We start from the raw sequence: 19673 nt of genomic DNA, 5'->3' as shown, positions 1-19673 counted from the left end.
CTGAACGTCTCAAGACAAGTCCCGGCTCGAGCCTTGCGGCTTGCCGGGCGGAGCTGAACCGAACATGTCAAATCCAGAAACGGCCCTTGCCCAAGGGTCCGAAGACGAAGCCGGTTCGGCCGCCGAAAACGGCCACGGCGCGCACAAGCAAGGGCTTGCCGCCCTGACGATGGGCGCGATCGGTGTTGTCTATGGCGACATCGGCACCAGTCCGCTTTACGCCATGCGCGAAGCGCTGCACCCGGTGTCGCATGATGGCATATCGGTGGGCGAGGTTCTGGGGGTCGTGTCGCTTCTGATCTGGACGCTGATCCTTATTGTGACGGTCAAATATGTGCTCTTCCTCTTGCGCGCCGACAACCGGGGCGAGGGGGGCATCCTCGCGCTTTACACCCTGTCGCGGCTGGCGATCGGGCGTCGGAACTATGCCGTCCTCGGGCTAGGCATCGCCGGGGCTGCGCTTTTCTTCGGCGATGCGGTGATCACGCCTGCCGTCTCGGTCCTGTCCGCGGTCGAGGGTATCAAGCTCGTCACGCCGAAGCTCGATGCCTATGTCCTGCCGATTACCGTCGGAATTCTAGTCGGGCTTTTCATGGTCCAGCGTCACGGGACCCAGGCGATTTCTGCCGCCTTCGGGCCGATCACCGCGCTCTGGTTTCTGACGATGGCGACGACCGGCGCAATGCAGCTGGCGCAGGATGCCTCGGTGGTCGCCGCCTTTAACCCCTATTACGGGATCGTCTTCCTCGTCGACCACGGCCTTATCGCCTTTATCGTGATGGGCGCGGTCTTTCTGGCGGTGACCGGGGCGGAGGCGCTTTATGCCGACCTCGGCCATTTCGGTAAACGACCGATCCGGCTTGCCTGGTTCATCCTGGTCTTCCCGGCGCTGGTGCTGAACTACCTCGGTCAAGGTTCGCTTGTGCTCCGCAATCATGAAGCGCTGGAAAACCCGTTCTTCCTGATGGTGCCGGATTGGTTCCTGCCGCTTCTCGTCGCGCTGGCGACCGTTGCCACGATCATCGCCTCGCAGGCGGTGATCACCGGCGCCTTTTCGATGACGCGCGCGGCGATCCAGCTCGGCTTCCTGCCGCGCCTCTCGATCGTTCATACGTCCGAAAGCCAGTCGGGCCAGATCTATGTGCCGGCCGTCAACTGGCTGCTTCTGGCGGGCGTCCTTCTCTTTGTCCTGAACTTCCGCACGTCGAGCGCGCTCGCCGCCGCCTATGGCATTTCGGTCACCGGCGCGATGATCGTCGATACCACGCTTGCCATGATCTATGCGCGCAAGGGCTGGAACAAGAAGCTTTGGGTCGTGCTTCTGGCAGCCACGCCGTTCCTGTTGCTCGAAGGCACCTTCTTCCTGTCGAACATGACCAAGTTCTTCGCGGGCGGCTTCGTCCCCGTCGTCCTGTCAGCGACGATTTCGGCCCTGATGTATTCCTGGTGGCGCGGCACCCAGCATGCGGTGCAGGCCGCCCACAAGCAGATGGTCGACCTCGACAGTTTCGCCCGCTCGATGATGAAGAGCTCGGTCCATGTCGTGCCGGGGACGGCCTTCTTCCTGACCTCGGACCCGAACGCCGTGCCGCCCGCGATGCTGCACAATATCAAGCACAACCGCGTGCTGCATGAGCGCAATGTGATCCTGACGGTCGAGACGGTGCGCGTGCCGATCGTCTCGGACCGAGACCGCGCCGAATATGCTCCGATCAACGAGCGGTTCGGGCGCCTCATCCTGCGCTTCGGTTTCATGGAAAGTCCCAACATCAGCCGCGCCCTTGGCCGCGCCCGGCGCGAGGGGCTGAGGTTTGACGTGATGACGACCTCCTTCTTTCTCGGCCGCCGCAAAGTCGTGCTTGGCGGCAATGACGGGCTCAGGCGCATCCTCGACCGGCTTTTCATTGCGCTCGGCCGGTTTTCCGCCGACCCGAGCGAGTTCTACCAGCTGCCACGCGACCGGGTGGTGGAGCTTGGCGCCCGCATCTCGATCTGATCGTCGATTTCGCCCGATGCCCCTTGCATCCCGCCCCGGCGAGCGGCTAAAGAACCGCCCACGGACAGGTGGCCGAGTGGTCGAAGGCGCACGCCTGGAAAGTGTGTAGGCGGGGAACCGTCTCGAGGGTTCGAATCCCTCTCTGTCCGCCACTTGCCCACTTGAAAGCGTTCTCCCGATCCGGCTGCGGCCGGATTTTTCCGTTGTTTTCGAGGGTTGTGCGGGGGAGGCTGAGCACTGGCCCATGCGCGAGGAGGCCGGGAAGCGGTCTCTCAGGGCCTATATTCTCTGGACCTCATGACTGCGCGAATTTGGTGAATTCCTGTAAGTGGCTGAATTCCAGTTGAATTTCTTTTCATAGGTGTTCACTTTGTCATCAGCCCCGTTCGCCTTCAATTGCCACTGAAATCTAGCTGGTCTGTGGTTTAGGGTCAGGACTCGTTCTCGTTTCATAGCCAGAACATGACGGTTGCGGCGAGGGCGACGGCGGAGAGGAAGACCTTCGGGCATCTGTCGTAACGGGTGGCGACGCGTCGCCAGTCCTTGAGCCTTCCGAACATGATCTCGATCCTGTTGCGGCGTTTGTAGCGTCGCTTGTCATGCTTGATTGGTTTTCCGCGAGACTTCCGGCCGGGGATGCAGGGCTTTATCCCCTTGTCTTTCACCGCTTCCCTGAACCAGTCAGCGTCATAACCGCGGTCGGCCAGCAGCCAGTCCGCCTTTGGTAGGCTTCCCAGCAGGGCCGCTGCACCGGTGTAATCGCTGACCTGGCCTGCGGTCATGAAAAACCGGATCGGGCGGCCATCGGCATCGGCTACGGTATGTAGCTTGGTGTTCATGCCACCCTTGGTTCGCCCGATCAGCCGGCCCATCTGGTCGTCTGGTCCGCCTTTTTCGACCGCAGGCTGGTCGTCGTGCGATGCGCCTTGAGATAGGTCGCATCAATCATCACCGTCTTGGGAACGGCGGCCTGGGAGGCCAGACCAGCCATCATCCGGGCGGAGACCCCCTTGTCGCTCCACCGCTTCCAGCGGTTGTAGAGGGTCTTCGGCAGTCCATATTCCTTCGCTGCATCGCACCACCGCAACCCATTGCGATTGATGAAGATAATCCCGCTCAATACCCGCCGGTCATCGACGCGAGGCTTACCGTGGCTCTTGGGGAAGAAGGGCCGAAGCCGGGCCATCTGTGCGTCCGTGAGCCAGAAAAGGTTGCTCATCATCACCCCCGTCAGTCCGGGAGCTTGAATCACACAGGCACGCCACCCTCAAGCCGATCAATGGGTCCTGAGCCTAACGCAATGGCGAGAGGCCAAGCATTTTTTCTATGTGGGGCTCTTTGCGGGGTAACAGCGCAAAAACGCAATTTTTCTTAATAAATTCAAGGGCGAGTGGCGGAGGGGACGGGCCTGACGTCGAACCTTCTCCGTATTCCAAGCCGTCGTCCACCAGCACGATGTTACGTGCGGACCGACCCATGGCAACCATGTTGGCCAGCCCCAATTGCCCTGCCTCGTCCATGAAGAGCCAGTTGAAGGCCTGCACATTTTCGTCGCGGGAGAAGAACCAGGCCGTCGCGCCGACAACATGCTGCCCACCTGCCGCCTCGTCATTGCTGGTGGAGCGGCGGGCCGGGCAATCGTCGGGGTACCTCATCCGTTTGAGTCCAACACGGCTCTGTTGCACAAATCGCGTGAGGGATTCATTTCGTGAATCCAGCATGGTATCAGGCATCGCCCGCGAGGGTCACGCGCGCACTCACCTTCTGCGGGTCGCGGAGCGCGAGGAACCAGGGGTCCATGTCGAGCGCGCGCCGGACGATGTCTTGCACGACGCCTTGGTCAGCGTCAGTCGTGATGGCAACCAGGATCCGCGTTGCGACCGGAGCGGCATTGCCGTCGCCGATCCCGAAAAGTGCCGCGTCGTCGAATTCCATCTCGACCTTGACATCGACGGCCTCGAAACGAATTCCTCCGCGGGCGGCAAGCATCTTGACCGCGATGGCGACGCATCCAACTATCGCGGCGCGGGCGAAGAACCCCGGCGAGGGCCCTGCGGCATCGCCCCCCATCCCGGGACCGAGATCCAGAGTTGCTTCGAACTTTCCTTGGGAAACGCGGCAGGCGAGGCCTTCATCGACCCTGCCATGGGTGGTGAGAGTGCTCCGGGCTTTCTCGGGCGCGGCGGTCATCCGCGCGATCACGGCCTCTTGTGCCGTCCGGATACGGAGATCACGGTCTGACGTGGCCTTGGAGAGAGTGTGGATCTGGGTCATTTCAAGTTCCTTTTCATCATGCTGCGCGGTCGCGGACAAAGCGCAGGAGGTGGTCGGCGAGCGCATGGGCATCGGCCCCGGCGCCGTCGATGAGAGAGGACTTCCGGGTTCGCAGGAACGGAAGGCCGAGAACGTAAAGCCCCGGCGCGACGACGCCCTTGTCGTGGACGATCCTGCCTTTCCGGTCAAAGACCGGCAGGTCAAGCCATCCGAAGTCCGGAGCGTAGCCGGTCGCCCAGATCACGGTCGAGATCCGGCCCTTCGCGAAATCGAGTGCCAGGCGGGGTGATCTTGGCAATTCAGTCTGTGCAAAGCATTCGGGCGAAGGCAGGCCTTCGACGCCGATGCTGTCCGCCCATGCGTCGAAGGACGCAAGCGCACGGTTCATCTTGAGGTCCGAGAGGGCTGCGGCGTTGGCTAGCGACCCTGAGAAAAGCGCAGTCCCGTTGCGAATGTCCGAGAGGCGCCCGACGATTTCGACGCCCAGTACCTGCAGCCGGTTAAGGTCGACAAACTGCTCGGTGCCGTCTCCGGCAAGCTGAAGGGACGGCACTCCACGCGCGCGCTCGATGTCGTCAACCTCGTCGACCGTGGTCGACAGGGTGCCCGAGCGATCCATCCACCACTGGATGTCGCGACCGCGATAGTGGCGTGGCATGCGGATATGCTGGCCGGCAGCAAGCATGACGTCGTGCCCGGCGACACGGAGTTCGGCGGCCAGTTGCACACCGGTTGCCGATGCGCCGACGACGAGGACACCGCCGCGCGACACCTGGTCGGGAGACTTGTAGTGGTTGGGCGCGATCTGGCAAATACCTGCGGGCAGCGCGGCCGCGACAGCGGGTATCACCGGCCGGGCGCAGGCACCGTTGGCGAGCACCAGGGATCTGCAGCGCCAGTCACCCCTATTGGTGGAAACTTCGTAGAAATCGCCCTGCCGCGTGACCGACAGGACACTCGTCCCCGTCTCGATTTCGGCAGAGATCGCAGAGGCATAACCGGTCAGAAGCTTGGTGACCTCGGGCATCGACATGAAGCCGTCGGAATTGGTGCCGGTGTATTGGTATCCGGGAAGGCGGTTCTGCCAGTTCGGCGTTAGCAAGCGCAGGCTGTCCCAGCGCTCGGTCCGCCAGCTGTTGGCGACATCGCCCCGCTCAAGGAGCACATGTGGCTCAGACCGCTCGCGGAGCGCGTGGCTCATGGCGAGCCCGGCCTGGCCGGCGCCGATGACGAGGGTCGAGACGTGGTTCATTGGTAGGCCTCCAGGATCGAAATTGCCTGCGCGTGTCCGGGCCCGCCAGGAACACCGGCGGGCCCGGGCGCATCCGTCAGGCGACGGACACGTTGACGTTGGTAGGGTTGGTCAGGATGTCGAAGACGGCCGAACGCTTTTGCGACTGCGCCACGATGGCGGCGATGTCTTCGGCAGAGGCGTCGGCATCGATGTCGAAGGACACGCGGATGGCCGAAAATCCGTTCCGGATCTCGGCATCCATCCCGAGGATACCCTTGACGTCGAGGTCGCCCTCAACCTTGGCCCGGACGGAGCGAAGCTGGATTCCGCGATGTTGGGCAACCGAGGCGACTCCGCCGATAAGGCAGCTGGCCAGAGCCGAGAGCACGATCTCGGGCGGGGAGGGCGCGCGGTCGGCGGCGTGGAACACCTCCGGGTGATCGGACTCGATCGCGAAGCTCCGCTTGCGGCTGTGCTCCTGTCCGAGGCCGAAGTAGCCGTCGATCCGGTTCACGCTGTAGGTGCCTTCGATCCACTCCGCTTTGCTGCGGAAGGTGAAATGTGCGGCTTCGGGCATCTGCTCGAAAGCACCGCGAGCGTTGATGAGAGCCTGGGTGTCGACGCCGTTGTTGGCATTGATAATGGTCTGGACGTTCATGGTCTTTCCTTTCTAGGTTTGGGTTTGGTTCTGGATGCGCGGCTGTTCTTTCTTCAGGCCGAGATCCGGGTGTGTGGCTCGAACGAGCCGTTGATACGGATCGTCAATCCGCAGGGTGGTTTCGGTTTGGGGGCAGGCCCCGGCGCATCAGTCAGGTGCGCGGGCGGTGATCAGCCACGAAGAAGAGTCCATCCAGAGCCCGCCCTCGCGGGCGCTGACCTCGCGGAACAGTTCGGCAAGCGCAGCTTCGATTTCAGGCCGTCGGGCCTCGGCAAGCGCCCCGGCCTCCCGGAATGTTTCGCCGGCCGGTCCGATCGCCAGTTGGAAGCGGATCGCGTCTGCGACATCGCGGCCCACGCTGACCTTGGCATCGACCCGTTGGAAAGTGATGTCGGTAAATCCGGCAGCCGCCATCTGGGCCCGTGTCACGTCCTGGTCCGCCATGGAAAACGGGCCGGGACCGCAGCTTTGAAGTGCCGGATCGGGTGCCGGAAGGAACGACTGCACCACGTCGCGGGCGGCGACAAGCCACGGATTGTCCTCGCGCTGCCGCCAGACGATGTGGGTAAAGCGCCCGCCCGGCACCAATGCGTTCCGGATCGCCCGAAGGCCCGTGACGGGATTGGCGAAGAACATGGTGCCGAACCGGGCGAAGGCAGCGTCGTAGGTGGCGCCGCTCAGTCCCTGCTCTACATCGGCGACCGCGAAGCGGACATTCCGGGCCGAGCCTTTCTCGGGACGGCTGCGGGCGATCTGCAGGAAAGCGTCGCAGCAATCGACGCCCAGCACGCTGCCCTCAGGGCCGACCTTTTGGCCGATCGCGATTGCCGTGTCGCCAAAGCCGCAACCCACGTCAAGCACACGGTCGCCGGGGCGGAAGTCGAGCATCGGCATCACTTTCTCGCTGTGCCGCGAGAGACCGCCTTCAAGAATGTGGCGGAAGGCGACGAACTTCGGCGCGAGAGTCTCGTTCCAGAACTCCACGATCGGCGTGGCCTCGGCGGCGAGCGCCGGTTTCGATTGGTATGTCATCGTCAGGTCTCCCTTGGTCCTGTCGGCTGCGGACTGTCCGTTTGCCGTTGAACAAGGGAATATCGGTGCAAGACTGGCGCGAATACTTCACAGCCGATAGCAAGCCGCTACAAAAACCGAAAAAATGTGCTGCAGAATGTGAAGTTTGGAATGTCCGGGTGTTTGGGGGGAAGCTGCAAGATGAACTACAACCAATTTTGTCCCATAGCGAAGGCGGCAGAAATTCTGGGGGAACGCTGGACCATCCTTATCCTGCGCGAAGTCCTTATGGGCGGTCGCCGTTTCAACACGCTGCAGCGTGGACTGGGCGACATCTCGCCGGCACTTCTGACGAAACGTCTCAAGCAGCTGGAAGACCAGAACATGCTGATCCGACGCAGGATCCCCGGACAGAAGGGCTTTGAATACTATCCCTCCGAGGCCTGCGAATCGCTCTTGCCGGTCCTTTTTGCCCTTGGCGAGTGGGGGGTCATCTGGGCAAAGCACACCATCCTGGATCAGGATTTCGATGCTGAATTGCTGATGCTCTATCTTGAAAGAAGCATCGACCTCGACAAGATGAAGGGGCAGGAGACAGTTATCAAGTTCCGCTTCAGCGACCTCACCGAGCAGCGCGACTGGTGGCTTCTGGTCAAGCCCGAGGCGGCCGAGGTTTGCCTCAGGGATCCTGGACGGGATGTGGACCTTTACTTCAATTGTACGGTTCGGACGCTGTCAGAGATCTGGATGGGGGATCGGACCTATCGCGACGCGATCCGCGAGGGCGATCTTCGCCTCGACGGCGACCCGGCGCTGATGCGCAACATCTCGTCCTGGCTGCGTCCCAATATGTTCGCCAATTCGCCAAGAAGTCCGGGAGAGGCTCGAATTCCCGCGTAAAAGGACCGGCCTTGGCGAACGGCGGTAAGCGTCCGATCTGATCGCTACGGGATCCGGACGGCCAATGTCTTCTGACGACGGCAGAGCGTACTGTAGTCCGGTACGGGCCAGTCCAGCCCCGCAAGCTTCAGAAGTGCCCTAACCATGCCGACCGCTTGACACAGCACGCCCATGTTCTGGGTTTCGGTGAAACGGCTCTTCTTCATCGCAATCTCCTCGTCCATCCTGCCGAGCAAATCCTACTTCCGCATCCCTCTAACCAAGGGGAGGATTACCACAGTCCAAGGATCATGAAGGCATTGCTGTCATACCCGGTAAGCTGAACCTTTATGTTCGAATATTTGGGAGGCATTTAACCACTCCTCATGCGCAACTATTCATTCCCCAGTTCGCTTTTTTTCTCATACATATCAATATGATAACGCGAAATGGTATCGCGCCCTTCTCAGTGCTGTTTTCCGACGCCGCTTGATCGCTCATGCTGGCGCCTTCAAAAGTCGGTCTCGAGATAAACCCCAGCGCAATCGTAAGAGACCGCCGCAGCAGTTGTGCCGGTGTTCAAGAACAACCGCGGCGACAGGAACTGCGTCGCGGCGGGAAGGTCGGTGGTGATCTCCTGCTCGAAAACCGCGCCTGAGACCTCGTCGATCACCCGCACCCAGACGGATGACCCATTCGGCGGGGCGGCGATGAACAGGGTCGAGATGCTGAGTCGATGTATCTCAAGGGTACTCACTCCGGTCGGGGGATGTGGTACGAATAACAGCCGCCTATTTTTGAGCACAAGCAGCAAGAGCTGGTGCGGGGGCTGCATCAACCGGGAAGTGGGCCGCGTGGGAGGGCCGCTTCAAGAAAACCTTCTCCGCGCGCTTGGTATCATGCGTTTGCGTTGCGATAGGTTTGATTTCAGTTCCATCTAACGAACACCCCCGTCGTCGAAGTGTTTGGAACACCGTCGAAAACGAACAAGTGATTTCAATCTATTGCAGGCTCTTCACCAAATTAGTGCAGTCATGAGGTCCGGAGAATATTGGCCCTGAGAGACGGCTTCCGGGCCACCTGGCGGCGGCACCGGTGCTCAGCCCCTCCCGCATAACCCTCGAAAACAACGGAAAAATCCGGCCGCAGCCGGATCGGGAGAACGCTTTCAAGAGGGCAAGTGGCGGAGAGGATGGGCCTGACGTCCAACCTTCTCCGGTCATTAAAGCATTGTTATGGATAGGTTTAAACCAGCAGGCGCAAGCCAGTCCCACCGAAACGCCATTAGACAAGCGCGATGTCCACCCCGCCTCTTGCGGCCAGTAGCGAGTTGTCTTGTGCCGAAGCACTCTCCACTCTTACGAATACCTCCATCGAGAGCAAATCGACGTTCGTTCCGACAAAGTTGCCTGCCACCGGGGTCACCTGTGCGATGTTTCGGGCCACGGCGAGTGGTATCAGGTTCCGGGACCCAAAGCTTCGGTTCGTGGGATCGAAGGCAATCCATCCGGCACCGGGTACAAATATCTCGACCCAGGCATGGGTGGACCCGGAACCCGCAGACCCAAAGAGGCATTCTTCCGCATCTGACAGATAGCCGGATACGATGCGGGAACCGAGCCCAAGCGTGCGCGCGGCTTCGGCGAACAGGACCGCAAGATCACGGCACGAGCCCCATCGCCGGTCGAGCGTCTCGATCGGTGACTGGGTGCCTTCAGTGTCACGGCTCTGGTAGGAAATCTGGGTGAACACTCCGTTGCTGATGTCCTGCAGCAGAGACAGAGTGTCGGTCGGGCGCGCCATGACAAAGCCCTCGACCCATAGGGAAAGCCGACCGTCCGGGTCGGGATATTGCGGAACCGTCAACGCGCCCAGATCCGTCCATTCGTCGTCGGCGTAGACAAAGGGGTACTGCGCGGCCGAGGCGGCGATGGCAAAGACCGGCCATGCAGGCGCGGTGAGATCCACTGTGGCACGGCTCTCGATCACCAGATGATCCGTCACGCCGTCAAAGATGGCGGTGGCGACAGCGTTGCCGGCCACGTCATGCGCCCAGGTCACCGTCGCCGTCGGAGAAATGGAGAGGGCATGCGCAAGTAGTCGCAGTTCCCTTGTTTCTCGGGGACGTAGCATCAACCGATGGGGCCCAAGAGGGACCTTTTGACGGTATCTGTAGGTCGTGGTGTGAACGATCTCGAGGCAGGCCAAAATGATGTTCCGGTCAGGATTGAGGAAGACGGCGCGCGGCTGCGGGGATCAGCGGCGGCGAGATGCGCCCGCGCTGACGGGCGCGGCGTTCCGCCAAGCATTCAACCCCTTGCAGCGTCGGCAAATCCGTTCTCCGAAGCCTTCGCTCCAGAACGAGGTTTCGCATCGCAGGCATCGGCGTTCTTGCGGAACATCACCCACGGCCCTAGGGGTCGCGATGTCCGGTACGTCACCCTTGGCGATGGCCTCGTCGGCCATCACGTTTTTCCCGCAGCCAGACGGGTGCGCAAGGGCGGCGGCGAGTCCGGTCGCGTAGGCATGCCTTCGTTTTCGGCGGTCCGGATCGACTCTTCGTCCCGCGCTCCTCGGGCGGGCGTCTTCGAAGGCGGCGCAGCCAGGGTCGGATCGGGTGTCCCAGACCGGGAATAGAGATGTCGCAGGTGCGCCTCGGAGACCCCGTCGGCCTTCATCACGAGCTGCACCATCGGATCAGCCAGCATTTCTTCAAGGAAAAAGTCGGACAACTCCCTGCCGGTCAGCTTGTCCCTGGCGCGTGCTTGGTCGAGGTCGGCAAGGGAAACAGTCAGAGTCCGTGCAAGTCCCGGATGAGATATCCGGGGATGAAGCTTCACAAGGACGGAGGCTTTCCAGGCTGCGGGATCCCGTTGATCAGGGGGTGAAGCCACCTCCGTTTCGATCTCGTACTCTCCCGCCGGGAGCGTCTCGTCAAAGCCCGGAACGGTGAAGGGCCGGAAAAAAACCGCAACGGTCTTGCTCGTCAGCTCTTCCATTGGCGCGTTCCTTTCCCTTGTTGCTGTGAATGGTCCGCGCCCTTACAGGAATGAGGCGCGTAACCTGTGTAGGTCTCAAGATGTCTTGGACTTCGCGGGTGGTTCCTTGCCAGCGGCCTTGGGCTCGGTCTCTTTGGCAGGGGTCGTTGCTGTTTTCGCAGGCTTGGGCTTTAACGCAGCCGCAGCCCTGGCGGTCAGGTCCTTGAAGGACATGTCATCGATCCTTTGATTTTCCGACGCCAACTCCTCGTCCATGTCGGACCGGGATACCTCGCATCGGTACTGTACATATGGGGGCTGGCGACCCAATTTGCGATGGTGCATCGAAAAAGAAGCCGAGGTCAGTCAGGCCAATTCATCCGTCCAGACCTTGAATTCCGTCAAAGTGTTCTGGCCGAAGGTCTGGGTCAGAGGGACATCGGCAGCATCGCGACCGCGCGCGATCAGGATCCTCGCAAACCTCGGCTTGTTATTGCGCGGGTCGAACATGTGCCATTCACCGGCAAGGAATACCTCCATCCAGGCAGCAAAATCCCCCGGCGGATGCGGCATAGGTTCACCGATGTCGCTCAGATATCCGGTGCAGTAGCGGGCCGGAATGTTCATGCAACGACACAGCGCGATGGCGAGATGGGCAAAGTCGCGGCAGACACCCTGCCCCTCGGCGAGGGTCTGCGACGCTGTGCGCGTCGCCTTTGCCTGCATATAGTCGAAGCGGACATGTCCATGCACGAAATCGCAGATCGCCTGGACGCGTGACCATCCGGGGTCCGTGGTCTCGAACAGGCGCCACGCCTCCTCCGATAGGAGGTCGGTGTCGCAATACCTGCTGCCCTGCAGAAACACGAGGGTCTCGAATGGCAGATCCTGAACCGCGTGCTGCCGCGCGCCGGGCATGGAGGGATCAGGCTGGCCCGTGTCGCGAAAGATGCCATCCGTCGACAGGCAGAAGTCGCCCGCCGGAGCCATGAGGCGCGTACACCAGTTGCCGAAGCCGTCGCGGTAGCTTTCAAGCGGCACGCTCGGCGACGTCACAAGATAGTCGGCACGCTCCAGATCGCCGAAGCGCGAGTAGTGGACGTTCAGCATCGCAATCAGCGGCGTCGACTGCGGGAAGCTGTATCGCAGCCGGCACCCGATGCTGACGCGCATGCCAGACGCGCCACGACGAGAAACATCCACATCAGCGTCCAAGGATGCACATCCCGTCCGAGAGCCGGAAGCCTCGATTGCAGCTCCACCGGTTGCCGGATCGGTCGAGATAGGCGTTCTCCGGCAGATCGATGGCGACGCAGGCGCCATTCAGCACCTCGTATCCGCGCTCGCAGCTCCAGCCCGGTCCATAGGATGCCTCGTCCAGATAAGCATTCGATGGCACGACAACGGCGTCGCATCGGTCGTCGATTCTGACGAAGCCTCTCTCACAAGCCCAGGCGGCGCCGTAGTCTGCGTTGGTCAGATACGCGTTCTCTGGCACGGCAATCGGCGAACATGTCCCTGTAAGAGCCTCATAGCCACGATCACAGGTCCATCCAGTCCCCGAGTGATCGTCTGTCAGGTAGGCACGCTCGGGGAGTACGATGGGCACGCATGCCTCGTCCTCCTGCCGGAACCCGCGTTCGCATTGCCAATCGTAACCGGAAGACCGGAGGAAGGCATTGGCGGGCACCGGGATGGGATTGCACGACGTCCCGTCCACCTCCTCGTACCCTCGGTCGCACTCCCACCCCGTCCCGTAGGAGCGCCCGGTTGGATATGCATGCTCGGGGATGTCGAGAGCCAGGCATTCAGCGGCCTCTACCCGGTAACCGAGGTCGCAGACCCATCCGTCGCCATAGCTGCGCGCCTGGGCGTTCTCCGGCATAGGGCCGGTGCCATCCTGCGCAAGCACGGGGAAGGCGAATGACGCGATCACACCGGCCATAGCTGCCGTAGTCGCAATCAGGCTCGCCAGAGGTTGCCTCATCGCCGCTTTCTCCTTGACGGACCAGAGTCCGCGGGTTGCCGCGCGGGTCTTCGATAGCCCTAGCGTCAGCGTTCCGGTCAACCGTCGAGCGGGCAGTGGCGGGGAGCCCCTGGAGTTCGATCTCGATGGCATGCCTTCGTTCTCGGCCACCTGGATCGAGAAGTCCTGTGGGACTGTCGGATGAGTACTAACGGTCATCGGGGCGACAATTTGTGCAAGGCCGCAGCGGCAAGAGCATGCTCCTTCTGGTGGTAGTCGCCGCGAAACTTGCCATCGACCTGCACCTCCCAGACGCCGTTTCTTTCGCGCACCTGAACCCCGCCGCGCTGCGCCGGCCGGTTCATGGAAGAATCCTGTGATCCTCTGCTTTTCGGCGGCACGGGTTTCATGTCGGTCATTTCGGGCTCCTTCGCCTTTGGCACGCGCGCTTCTCCGAGGAGCATCACGGCGCGAATGAATTCTGCCGCGTAGTCGTCGGTTTCGCGGTGGTCGTGTTCGTGCCTGGCCATACTCATCGGCTCGACGAAGCGTTCTCGAAGGTGGTCCACGAAACGCGGCTCGGTACGGGCCATGTAGGCGATCAGAGCTTGCAGGATCCGTTCATGAGCTAGCACACGCCGTTCGAGGTCGGTGGTCTCGGGGGAAGCTATCGGCATGGCGCGGTTCATCCTTCATCGACCGCGCTTTCCGGGCGCTCCGGCAACGAGTCAACATCAAGGGCTGCGAGGCAGGCCTGCGCGATATCGCGGTTCGGAGCATCTGTTCCGGGCACCGTCGCCCAGCCCGCCTCCATCAGGGCATCGCGCCGCTGATAGGTCGAGGCGGCCAGGATCGTTTCAAGCTTTTCGGCCCGTGCTGGGTCAGACTGTGCCATCTCAAGGCAGACCGGTACCATTGAGGCGACGACATCGTTATGGGACATCGCAATCGCCCTGTCATTCGCGGTTCCGCCGGTCACCCAGCCGCCCCAGGTAAAACCGACCACGCCGACGAAAACCGCACCGATCACGGCACCATAGATGCCGGGTTTGAGCCATTCGGGAGCATTCATTTCAAGTCCTCCTGCGGAGAAAGCGCCGCCTCGCTGTAATTGTTTTTCTCAGTCGCGCCCCGATCCCGGCTCAGCGCCTCTTTCAGGTCGCTGTCGGAAATCGTCCGCAACTCTGTCCGCCCCGCATGACCGCCCCTCCCGCGCACCGTCAGGTAGGTCGCCGTACGTCGGTAGGCCTCGAAGCTCAGCCCCTGAAGAAGCTCCTCTTCGACAAGAACTTCGTAGTCGCCCGCGGGCAGATCGTCCGGGTATCCCGGCAAGGTAAACGGGTTCGAAAACGTCACTGTCGATCTGGTCGACCGCATGTTCATCCCTGGTCTCCGCGATGTTGGCAGATCCGTCGCTCACCACTGTTGACGGCCCCTTGGAGTGCGGGACGGACCAGTCGAACGATTGAGTGTCTTGTACCTCGGGATCGTTCGGATGGCGCTGACGCATGTTAGTCCCGGGCACCAAACCGACTGCGACCGTCCCATGGGCAGTCGCCCGCACTGACCTGTGTAAGGGCGGCGAGACCGACCTGCGCGTATCCTTTGGGAAACGGGGGCGATCTGCGTTCCTGCAACCCTTGAAAGGATTGGCAATGGCCGACCCCAATGTTCTCAACCCGCACCCGCCCGAGTTCGATCGGTTTCTCCATGCCTCCGTCGGCGAGGACCGGAACGGCTATGCCGTGACCGTGCTCTCCACGCTTGCGCGGCTTGGCCTCGATCCATGGAAGGAAACCGCTGAACTGGTCATTCTGGGGCGCGACGCCGCGCGGGCACGCTTGGGAACGCTTCTTGCCCGATTTCGGGACGTTCCTGCGCTCGCCAGCGACCACGGCAGGATCGCACGAGACCTGAGCCAGCTGCTTCCCGAAGGACCGACGTCAGGTGCCCTGCAGCGCGCTGCCTCGACGGTGGCCGATGGCCGCCCGGGAACAAGCGGAGCGATCTGGGCGGTGCTCGCGATCATCTTTGTACTGTTTCAGATGTTCATGCTTGGCGGGTCGGGGTCAGGCGAATGACCGTCTCAACCGCTACCATGGGCAGACCGGCACATGCGGCACACAAGTCCGGCACGCTATCGCCTCGCGAACAGGGCGTTCTCTGGGAAATGGAGGAACACTTCTGGACCAGTGGCGCCGACAACGCGCGGGCAACGACTGTGACCAACGCCGTCATGGTCTTCCCCTATCCGCCCGGCATCCTCCAGGGCGACCAGATCTGGACCCACCTTCGTGAAAGGACCGGCTGGCGCACCGTTGTCATGGCCGAACGGCGCGTGATGCGGTGTCATGACATCGCCATTCTCACCTATCGCGTCTCGGCAGAGAAACCCGATGTGCCGATCTACAAGGCCCTCTGTGCCTCGACCTACCTCAACGATGACGACAGATGGCTGAGGATTTCCCATCAGCAAACTTCGGCGGCGTGACAACCGCAGAGGTATTCGAACTGCCGCAGTCGCCGGGACTAACCTGCGTCAGTGCGGCGTGGCTCCGACGCTGGTTAGGTGAGACGTGCCCGCCGAATATTTGGCGGTACATTTTTTTCCGAGTACCCGAGAAGCGTGTGGGCGTGCCGATCCCAAAAAGGCCGGCATGTCTGCACGCTTCTTATTCTCGGAGCGTCCAGAAAGGACATTTCCAATGACTCCCGAACAGACCAAGACTGCCGAAAAGATGACCTCCGTGAAGGCCGCATGGGACAAGGCGCCCGCTGGTCCGAAGAAGGATGCGGCGCTGAAGCACTACCAGGCAGCCGAGAAGGCAAATACGGCGAAGAACGACGCCGAGACCAACAAGGAACTCGATGCGGTGACCCACGCCCTCGCGTAACCGCCGGCGTCTGACGTGAATACCGGGGCCGCCTGCCGAGCAAGAGAGGGCGGCCCTCTCACTTCAGGAGCGGCCCGGTCTGGTCCAGATATTCCGGATCGAACTCGGCAAGGTCCACCAGTCCGCCATAGTCGTGAAACGTCACGCGGCCGTCCCGAAAGGTGACCAGTCCACTCTCGCGCAACTGCCGCAGGATGCGGTTCACATGGACCGCGCTCAACCCCAGCGTATCGGCGAGGTGGTATTGCGTCAGAGGGCAGTCGAATCCTTCCTTGCTGCCTATGCCGACCAGCGCAAGCCTCGATCCCAGTTCGAGCAGGAAATGCGCCATGCGGGCGTCCGCATCACGCCGACCGATCCCGACGAGATGCTCCACGACCATCGCTTCGTCCCTTGACGCTGCCCAAAGGATGGCGGTCGCAAGGCGCGGCGTCCGCGCGAAGGCATCGAGAAGATCGCTCGTCAGCACTTCGGCCGCCTCGATGTCGACGATGGGTTCGAAGCTGTGGTCCGACGTGCGCAACAGGACGCTGCGCAATCCCAGAAAATCCCCCGGCACCTGGAAATCCACGATTTGCCGGGTCCCGTCGGCCTGCAGCTTGTAGGAACAGACCCAACCCGACGACAGAATGTACGCGGCCTGAGCTGACTGCCCCTGATGCACCATGTCACGCCCCGCGACGAATGAGCGACGACGCTCATGCAGTCGTTCAAGCACGGCCAGCTCGACCTCCGACAGGGCGACGAAGGCGGAGAGCTTGCGTGTCAGGGGGCTGTGTTCGGCTGATGTCATGAAGGCTCCCGGCGTGCCGTGACCCAGGAGCGGAAATCGGTCCGGACACTGCTCTGGATCAGTCCAGCATAGAGCACTTCCTGCGAGAAGTACGGATGTATCTGAAACTCGCCTTCCACGGGGATCACGATGCCAAGGAAGGGACGCCAGATGTCGACCGCGAGCGAACATGCAGGCCAGGCCGCCCTGTCAATCTGCGAGGCGCTCCTGCTTGCCTTGAACGATCGCGGGTTGCTGCCGGAGCACGAGATTGTGGGGGTTCTTCGCGACGCCGCGGCGACCCATGAGAATGCCGTTGGCACCGAACTCGAAATGGAAAGGCACCGGGCCGTCGCCGAAATGATCAACACGATCATCGCGGGCGGAAACTCGGTTCGACGACCGTGAACCGCTCGGGCGCGGGTGTCGATCCGAATTCTCGGAGTGGAGACACAATAGGTAACCGCGGACCTGCGCACAATGCAGCCGGGCATTCGACCCGGCTAGTTCCGCCAACCAAACCTCGACAAGGAGCACATCGATGTCATTCACTCCCCTCCATGACCGGGTGCTCGTTCGCCGTATCGAAGGCGACGAGACGACCAAGGGCGGCCTCATCATTCCAGATACTGCCAAGGAGAAGCCTCAAGAAGGCGAAGTCGTCTCCGTTGGCGCCGGAGGAAGGCGCGAGGACGGCGAGCGCATCCCGATGGACGTCAAGGCCGGCGACCGGATCCTGTTCGGAAAATGGTCCGGGTCAGAGATCAAGCTCGATGGTGAAGACCTTCTGATCATGAAGGAGAGCGACATTCTCGGCGTGATCGCCTGAGTCCGAAACCTTTCACATCAACCTCAGTCTCAGGAATTCACACCATGTCCGCCAAGGAAGTTCGCTTCAGTACCGATGCCCGCGATCGCATGATGAAAGGCATCAACACGCTGGCAAATGCCGTCAAGATTACCCTCGGCCCCAAGGGCCGAAACGTCATTCTCGATAAATCCTGGGGTGCGCCGCGCATCACCAAGGACGGTGTGACCGTCGCCAAGGAGATCGAGCTTTCGGATCACTTCGAGAATATGGGCGCCCAGATGGTCAAGGAGGTCGCGCAGCGCACGAACGACGAGGCCGGCGACGGAACCACCACGGCAACCGTACTCGCCCATGCGATTGTCCGGGAAGGTATGAAGTCGGTTGCGGCCGGCATGAACCCGATGGATCTCAAGCGCGGGATCGACAAAGCCGTCGCTGCAGTCGTGGCCGAGATCAAGACCATGTCCCGACCGGTGGGTGACAGCGACGAGATTGCCAAGGTCGGCGCAATTTCGGCCAATGGAGAAGTCGAGATCGGCCGGCAGATCGCCGACGCGATGGCGAAGGTCGGCAAGGAAGGCGTGATCACCGTCGAGGAAAACAAAGGGTTGGAGACCGAGACCGAAGTGGTCGAAGGCATGCAGTTCGACCGCGGCTATCTGAGCCCCTATTTCGTCACGAATGCTCAGAAAATGGTCGTCGAGCTGGATGACTGCGTCGTCCTGCTTCACGAGAAGAAGCTGACCTCTCTCATATCCATGGTGCCGTTGCTGGAGGCAGTGATTCAGGCCGACAAGCAACTTCTGATCGTGGCCGAAGACATCGAGGGCGAGGCACTGGCCACGCTGGTCGTCAACAAGCTGCGCGGCGGATTGAAGGTGGCGGCCGTCAAGGCACCGGGCTTCGGGGATCGCCGCAAGGCGATGATGGAAGACATCGCCGTGCTGACGGCCGGTCAGGTGATTTCCGTGGAAATGGGCACCAAGCTGGAGAACGTCACCATGGACATGCTCGGGTCCGCCAGAAAGGTCACGATCACCAAGGATGACACGACGATCATCGACGGTGCCGGCGACAAAGGCGCGATCGCGGCGCGCGTGACCCAGATCCGGGCGCAGATCGAGGACACCACCTCGGACTACGACAAGGAGAAGCTGCAGGAACGGCTCGCCAAGCTTGCCGGCGGCATCGCAGTGATCCGGGTCGGCGGGGCAACCGAGATCGAGGTGAAGGAGCGCAAGGACCGCGTCGACGATGCGCTGAACGCCACCCGCGCTGCGGTTCAGGAAGGTGTCGTGCCCGGCGGCGGCGTGGCCCTGGTTCACGCCGGAAAGGTACTGGCGACGCTGAAGGGCGAGAATGGCGATCAGAATGCCGGCATCAAGATCGTCCGGCGCGCGATCCAGGCACCGCTGCGCCAGATCGCCGAAAATGCCGGGGTCGACGGATCGGTCGTTGTTGGCAAGGTCATCGAGAACGACAGTCGGAGCTTCGGTTTCGACGCACAGGCCGAAGAATACGGCGACATGCTGAAGGCCGGTGTCATCGATCCGACGAAAGTGGTTCGGATCGCACTAGAAAACGCCGCGTCCATTGCCGGGCTTTTGATCACGACCGAAGCGATGGTCGCGCAAAAGCCCGAGAAGGCCGGCGCCGACAGCGAAATGTCCGACATGGGTGGAATGATGTGAACGGCGGCGTCCCGCGGGCAGGAGCTCCGGGACACTAATCCACGGTGTTCATGAAAACAAACACCGAGCAGTGCTTCAGAAAAAAATCAGAACCAGGGGGAATCGAAATGTCCAAAGGTGACAAGCAACGCGGCAACCGCGAAGCGAAGAAGCCCAAGAAGGTGAAGGAAAAGGTCGCTGCAACAGCCGACTTCACGAAGGGCAAAGCCCTGACCAATCTTGGCGAGCAAAAGAAGAAATAAGTAGCGGTCCGAGTGATTATCCATCATCGAAGACAGAGCCAGATGGCAGAGGGATACGCGGCGACTTGCTGCGTCGGAAAGCCTCTGGCTCGCCAGAAAACGACGATGAAGAGTTGCCGGAGAGAATGCTCGACAAGCGAATTTGATCGAGAAGCCGCGAGTTAGTTAGTGCGACCTCGCGCCTGTTCTCTAGGGTCCAGACTCATTGACCGTCAAAGCCAGAACATGACGGTAGCGGCGAGGGCGACAGCGGACAGGAAGGTCTTG

24 protein-coding genes, 1 tRNA gene and 1 pseudogene are annotated in these 19673 nt (G+C 61.5%); 10 read left to right on the top strand and 16 right to left on the bottom strand.

Annotation, left to right across the window (positions count from 1 at the left end):
• The first annotated feature begins 64 nt into the window (after positions 1–64).
• Both OU426_RS16650 and OU426_RS16645 read left to right on the top strand, forming a co-directional pair.
• Positions 65–1996: a potassium transporter Kup gene (locus OU426_RS16650; protein WP_267635238.1), complete on the top strand. Its 1932-nt coding sequence runs from the start codon at positions 65–67 to the stop codon at positions 1994–1996.
• A gap of 62 nt (positions 1997–2058) precedes the next feature.
• Positions 2059–2148, top strand: a tRNA-Ser gene (locus OU426_RS16645).
• A 297-nt stretch (positions 2149–2445) separates the two neighbouring features.
• On the opposite strand, the gene OU426_RS16640 is transcribed toward OU426_RS16645, so the two are convergent.
• From OU426_RS16640 to OU426_RS16615, 6 genes are all read right to left on the bottom strand, one after another.
• Positions 2446–3215 (bottom strand): IS5 family transposase gene (locus OU426_RS16640; RefSeq protein ID WP_420712610.1). Its coding sequence is split into 2 segments (ribosomal slippage): positions 2446–2894 and positions 2894–3215, totalling 771 coding nucleotides; the frame shifts between segments, so codons are not numbered across the junction.
• Positions 3216–3288: 73 nt separating this feature from the next.
• Complete coding sequence (locus OU426_RS16635; RefSeq protein ID WP_267635237.1) at positions 3289–3651, bottom strand: hypothetical protein; 363 nt, start codon at positions 3649–3651, stop codon at positions 3289–3291.
• A gap of 70 nt (positions 3652–3721) precedes the next feature.
• The gene (locus tag OU426_RS16630; protein WP_267635236.1) at positions 3722–4270 is read right to left on the bottom strand and encodes an OsmC family protein; all 549 of its coding nucleotides are present in this window, start codon (positions 4268–4270) and stop codon (positions 3722–3724) included.
• Positions 4271–4286: 16 nt separating this feature from the next.
• Positions 4287–5522 (bottom strand): NAD(P)-binding domain-containing protein, encoded by a 1236-nt coding sequence (locus OU426_RS16625; RefSeq protein WP_267635235.1) that lies wholly within the window; start codon positions 5520–5522, stop codon positions 4287–4289.
• A gap of 76 nt (positions 5523–5598) precedes the next feature.
• The gene (locus OU426_RS16620) at positions 5599–6162 is read right to left on the bottom strand and encodes an OsmC family protein (protein ID WP_267635234.1); all 564 of its coding nucleotides are present in this window, start codon (positions 6160–6162) and stop codon (positions 5599–5601) included.
• A gap of 147 nt (positions 6163–6309) precedes the next feature.
• The gene (locus OU426_RS16615; protein ID WP_267635233.1) at positions 6310–7194 is read right to left on the bottom strand and encodes a class I SAM-dependent methyltransferase; all 885 of its coding nucleotides are present in this window, start codon (positions 7192–7194) and stop codon (positions 6310–6312) included.
• 126 nt (positions 7195–7320) lie between these two features.
• Between OU426_RS16615 and OU426_RS16610 the strand changes: the two genes are divergently transcribed.
• Positions 7321–8073: a winged helix-turn-helix transcriptional regulator gene (locus OU426_RS16610; protein ID WP_267635232.1), complete on the top strand. Its 753-nt coding sequence runs from the start codon at positions 7321–7323 to the stop codon at positions 8071–8073.
• A gap of 47 nt (positions 8074–8120) precedes the next feature.
• Here the strand turns inward: OU426_RS16610 and OU426_RS16605 are convergent.
• The 9 genes and pseudogenes from OU426_RS16605 to OU426_RS16565 form a co-directional block, all read right to left on the bottom strand.
• Positions 8121–8237: pseudogene (locus OU426_RS16605) on the bottom strand (transposase); the annotation flags it as partial.
• A 326-nt stretch (positions 8238–8563) separates the two neighbouring features.
• Complete coding sequence (locus OU426_RS16600) at positions 8564–8731, bottom strand: hypothetical protein (RefSeq protein WP_267635231.1); 168 nt, start codon at positions 8729–8731, stop codon at positions 8564–8566.
• Between the two features lie 605 nt (positions 8732–9336).
• Positions 9337–10260, bottom strand: coding sequence for a transglutaminase family protein (locus OU426_RS16595; protein WP_267635230.1), 924 nt, complete (start codon positions 10258–10260; stop codon positions 9337–9339).
• 257 nt (positions 10261–10517) lie between these two features.
• Entirely contained in the window at positions 10518–11051 is a 534-nt protein-coding gene (locus OU426_RS16590; protein ID WP_267635229.1) for a hypothetical protein, read from the bottom strand.
• Between the two features lie 345 nt (positions 11052–11396).
• A complete protein-coding gene (locus OU426_RS16585) occupies positions 11397–12203 on the bottom strand; it encodes a transglutaminase-like domain-containing protein (RefSeq protein ID WP_267635300.1) in 807 nt (268 codons plus the stop codon).
• A 31-nt stretch (positions 12204–12234) separates the two neighbouring features.
• The gene (locus OU426_RS16580) at positions 12235–13017 is read right to left on the bottom strand and encodes a hypothetical protein (protein WP_267635228.1); all 783 of its coding nucleotides are present in this window, start codon (positions 13015–13017) and stop codon (positions 12235–12237) included.
• Between the two features lie 194 nt (positions 13018–13211).
• Entirely contained in the window at positions 13212–13673 is a 462-nt protein-coding gene (locus tag OU426_RS16575; RefSeq protein WP_267635227.1) for a hypothetical protein, read from the bottom strand.
• 8 nt (positions 13674–13681) lie between these two features.
• Positions 13682–14068, bottom strand: a complete 387-nt coding sequence (locus OU426_RS16570) for a hypothetical protein (RefSeq protein ID WP_267635226.1) — start codon at positions 14066–14068, stop codon at positions 13682–13684.
• Positions 14065–14373 carry a hypothetical protein gene (locus OU426_RS16565; RefSeq protein WP_267635225.1) on the bottom strand — a complete coding sequence of 103 codons (309 nt, stop codon included), beginning with the start codon at positions 14371–14373 and terminating at the stop codon, positions 14065–14067. Before OU426_RS16565 ends, OU426_RS16570 begins: the two co-directional genes overlap by 4 nt.
• Before the next feature lie 278 nt (positions 14374–14651).
• Here OU426_RS16565 and OU426_RS16560 point away from each other — a divergent pair, with 278 nt between their 5' ends.
• The 3 genes from OU426_RS16560 to OU426_RS16550 all read left to right on the top strand — a co-directional run bounded on the left by OU426_RS16560 (position 14652) and on the right by OU426_RS16550 (position 15890).
• Complete coding sequence (locus OU426_RS16560; RefSeq protein WP_267635224.1) at positions 14652–15077, top strand: hypothetical protein; 426 nt, start codon at positions 14652–14654, stop codon at positions 15075–15077.
• Positions 15074–15487, top strand: a complete 414-nt coding sequence (locus OU426_RS16555; RefSeq protein WP_267635223.1) for a hypothetical protein — start codon at positions 15074–15076, stop codon at positions 15485–15487. The genes OU426_RS16560 and OU426_RS16555 overlap by 4 nt, the downstream gene beginning before the upstream one ends.
• A 214-nt stretch (positions 15488–15701) precedes the next feature.
• Complete coding sequence (locus tag OU426_RS16550) at positions 15702–15890, top strand: hypothetical protein (RefSeq protein ID WP_267635222.1); 189 nt, start codon at positions 15702–15704, stop codon at positions 15888–15890.
• A 58-nt stretch (positions 15891–15948) separates the two neighbouring features.
• On the opposite strand, the gene OU426_RS16545 is transcribed toward OU426_RS16550, so the two are convergent.
• Entirely contained in the window at positions 15949–16683 is a 735-nt protein-coding gene (locus OU426_RS16545; protein WP_267635221.1) for a Crp/Fnr family transcriptional regulator, read from the bottom strand.
• Positions 16684–16833: 150 nt separating this feature from the next.
• On the opposite strand from OU426_RS16545, the gene OU426_RS16540 reads away from it, so the two are divergent.
• The 4 genes from OU426_RS16540 to OU426_RS16525 all read left to right on the top strand — a co-directional run bounded on the left by OU426_RS16540 (position 16834) and on the right by OU426_RS16525 (position 19406).
• A complete protein-coding gene (locus tag OU426_RS16540) occupies positions 16834–17070 on the top strand; it encodes a hypothetical protein (protein WP_267635220.1) in 237 nt (78 codons plus the stop codon).
• Positions 17071–17203: 133 nt separating this feature from the next.
• On the top strand, positions 17204–17491 hold the full coding sequence (locus OU426_RS16535) for a co-chaperone GroES (protein ID WP_062563235.1): 288 nt from the start codon (positions 17204–17206) through the stop codon (positions 17489–17491).
• Positions 17492–17535: 44 nt separating this feature from the next.
• Positions 17536–19164: a chaperonin GroEL gene (groL, locus tag OU426_RS16530; protein WP_267635217.1), complete on the top strand. Its 1629-nt coding sequence runs from the start codon at positions 17536–17538 to the stop codon at positions 19162–19164.
• Between the two features lie 50 nt (positions 19165–19214).
• Positions 19215–19406 (top strand): hypothetical protein, encoded by a 192-nt coding sequence (locus OU426_RS16525; RefSeq protein WP_267635216.1) that lies wholly within the window; start codon positions 19215–19217, stop codon positions 19404–19406.
• Positions 19407–19673 lie beyond the last annotated feature (267 nt).

This window comes from Frigidibacter sp. RF13 (assembly GCF_026626305.1).
Taxonomy (GTDB): Bacteria; Pseudomonadota; Alphaproteobacteria; order Rhodobacterales; family Rhodobacteraceae; genus TMP-24.
This window is presented reverse-complemented; position numbering and strand designations above follow the sequence as displayed.

Excerpts from the sequence above, each read along its gene's own strand:
- OU426_RS16625 (WP_267635235.1), bottom strand. The coding sequence starts at position 5,522 with ATGAACCACGTCTCGACCCTCGTCATCGGCGCCGGCCAGGCCGGGCTC.
- OU426_RS16585 (WP_267635300.1), bottom strand. The coding sequence starts at position 12,203 with ATGCGCGTCAGCATCGGGTGCCGGCTGCGATACAGCTTCCCGCAGTCG.
- OU426_RS16575 (WP_267635227.1), bottom strand. The coding sequence starts at position 13,673 with ATGCCGATAGCTTCCCCCGAGACCACCGACCTCGAACGGCGTGTGCTA.
- OU426_RS16535 (WP_062563235.1), top strand. The coding sequence starts at position 17,204 with ATGTCATTCACTCCCCTCCATGACCGGGTGCTCGTTCGCCGTATCGAA.
- OU426_RS16580 (WP_267635228.1), bottom strand. The coding sequence starts at position 13,017 with ATGAGGCAACCTCTGGCGAGCCTGATTGCGACTACGGCAGCTATGGCC.
- OU426_RS16635 (WP_267635237.1), bottom strand. The coding sequence starts at position 3,651 with ATGAGGTACCCCGACGATTGCCCGGCCCGCCGCTCCACCAGCAATGAC.
- OU426_RS16540 (WP_267635220.1), top strand. The coding sequence starts at position 16,834 with ATGTCGACCGCGAGCGAACATGCAGGCCAGGCCGCCCTGTCAATCTGC.
- groL (WP_267635217.1), top strand. The coding sequence starts at position 17,536 with ATGTCCGCCAAGGAAGTTCGCTTCAGTACCGATGCCCGCGATCGCATG.
- OU426_RS16560 (WP_267635224.1), top strand. The coding sequence starts at position 14,652 with ATGGCCGACCCCAATGTTCTCAACCCGCACCCGCCCGAGTTCGATCGG.
- OU426_RS16620 (WP_267635234.1), bottom strand. The coding sequence starts at position 6,162 with ATGAACGTCCAGACCATTATCAATGCCAACAACGGCGTCGACACCCAG.
- OU426_RS16525 (WP_267635216.1), top strand. The coding sequence starts at position 19,215 with ATGAAAACAAACACCGAGCAGTGCTTCAGAAAAAAATCAGAACCAGGG.
- OU426_RS16545 (WP_267635221.1), bottom strand. The coding sequence starts at position 16,683 with ATGACATCAGCCGAACACAGCCCCCTGACACGCAAGCTCTCCGCCTTC.
- OU426_RS16615 (WP_267635233.1), bottom strand. The coding sequence starts at position 7,194 with ATGACATACCAATCGAAACCGGCGCTCGCCGCCGAGGCCACGCCGATC.
- OU426_RS16650 (WP_267635238.1), top strand. The coding sequence starts at position 65 with ATGTCAAATCCAGAAACGGCCCTTGCCCAAGGGTCCGAAGACGAAGCC.
- OU426_RS16590 (WP_267635229.1), bottom strand. The coding sequence starts at position 11,051 with ATGGAAGAGCTGACGAGCAAGACCGTTGCGGTTTTTTTCCGGCCCTTC.
- OU426_RS16555 (WP_267635223.1), top strand. The coding sequence starts at position 15,074 with ATGACCGTCTCAACCGCTACCATGGGCAGACCGGCACATGCGGCACAC.
- OU426_RS16565 (WP_267635225.1), bottom strand. The coding sequence starts at position 14,373 with ATGCGGTCGACCAGATCGACAGTGACGTTTTCGAACCCGTTTACCTTG.
- OU426_RS16570 (WP_267635226.1), bottom strand. The coding sequence starts at position 14,068 with ATGAATGCTCCCGAATGGCTCAAACCCGGCATCTATGGTGCCGTGATC.
- OU426_RS16550 (WP_267635222.1), top strand. The coding sequence starts at position 15,702 with ATGACTCCCGAACAGACCAAGACTGCCGAAAAGATGACCTCCGTGAAG.
- OU426_RS16630 (WP_267635236.1), bottom strand. The coding sequence starts at position 4,270 with ATGACCCAGATCCACACTCTCTCCAAGGCCACGTCAGACCGTGATCTC.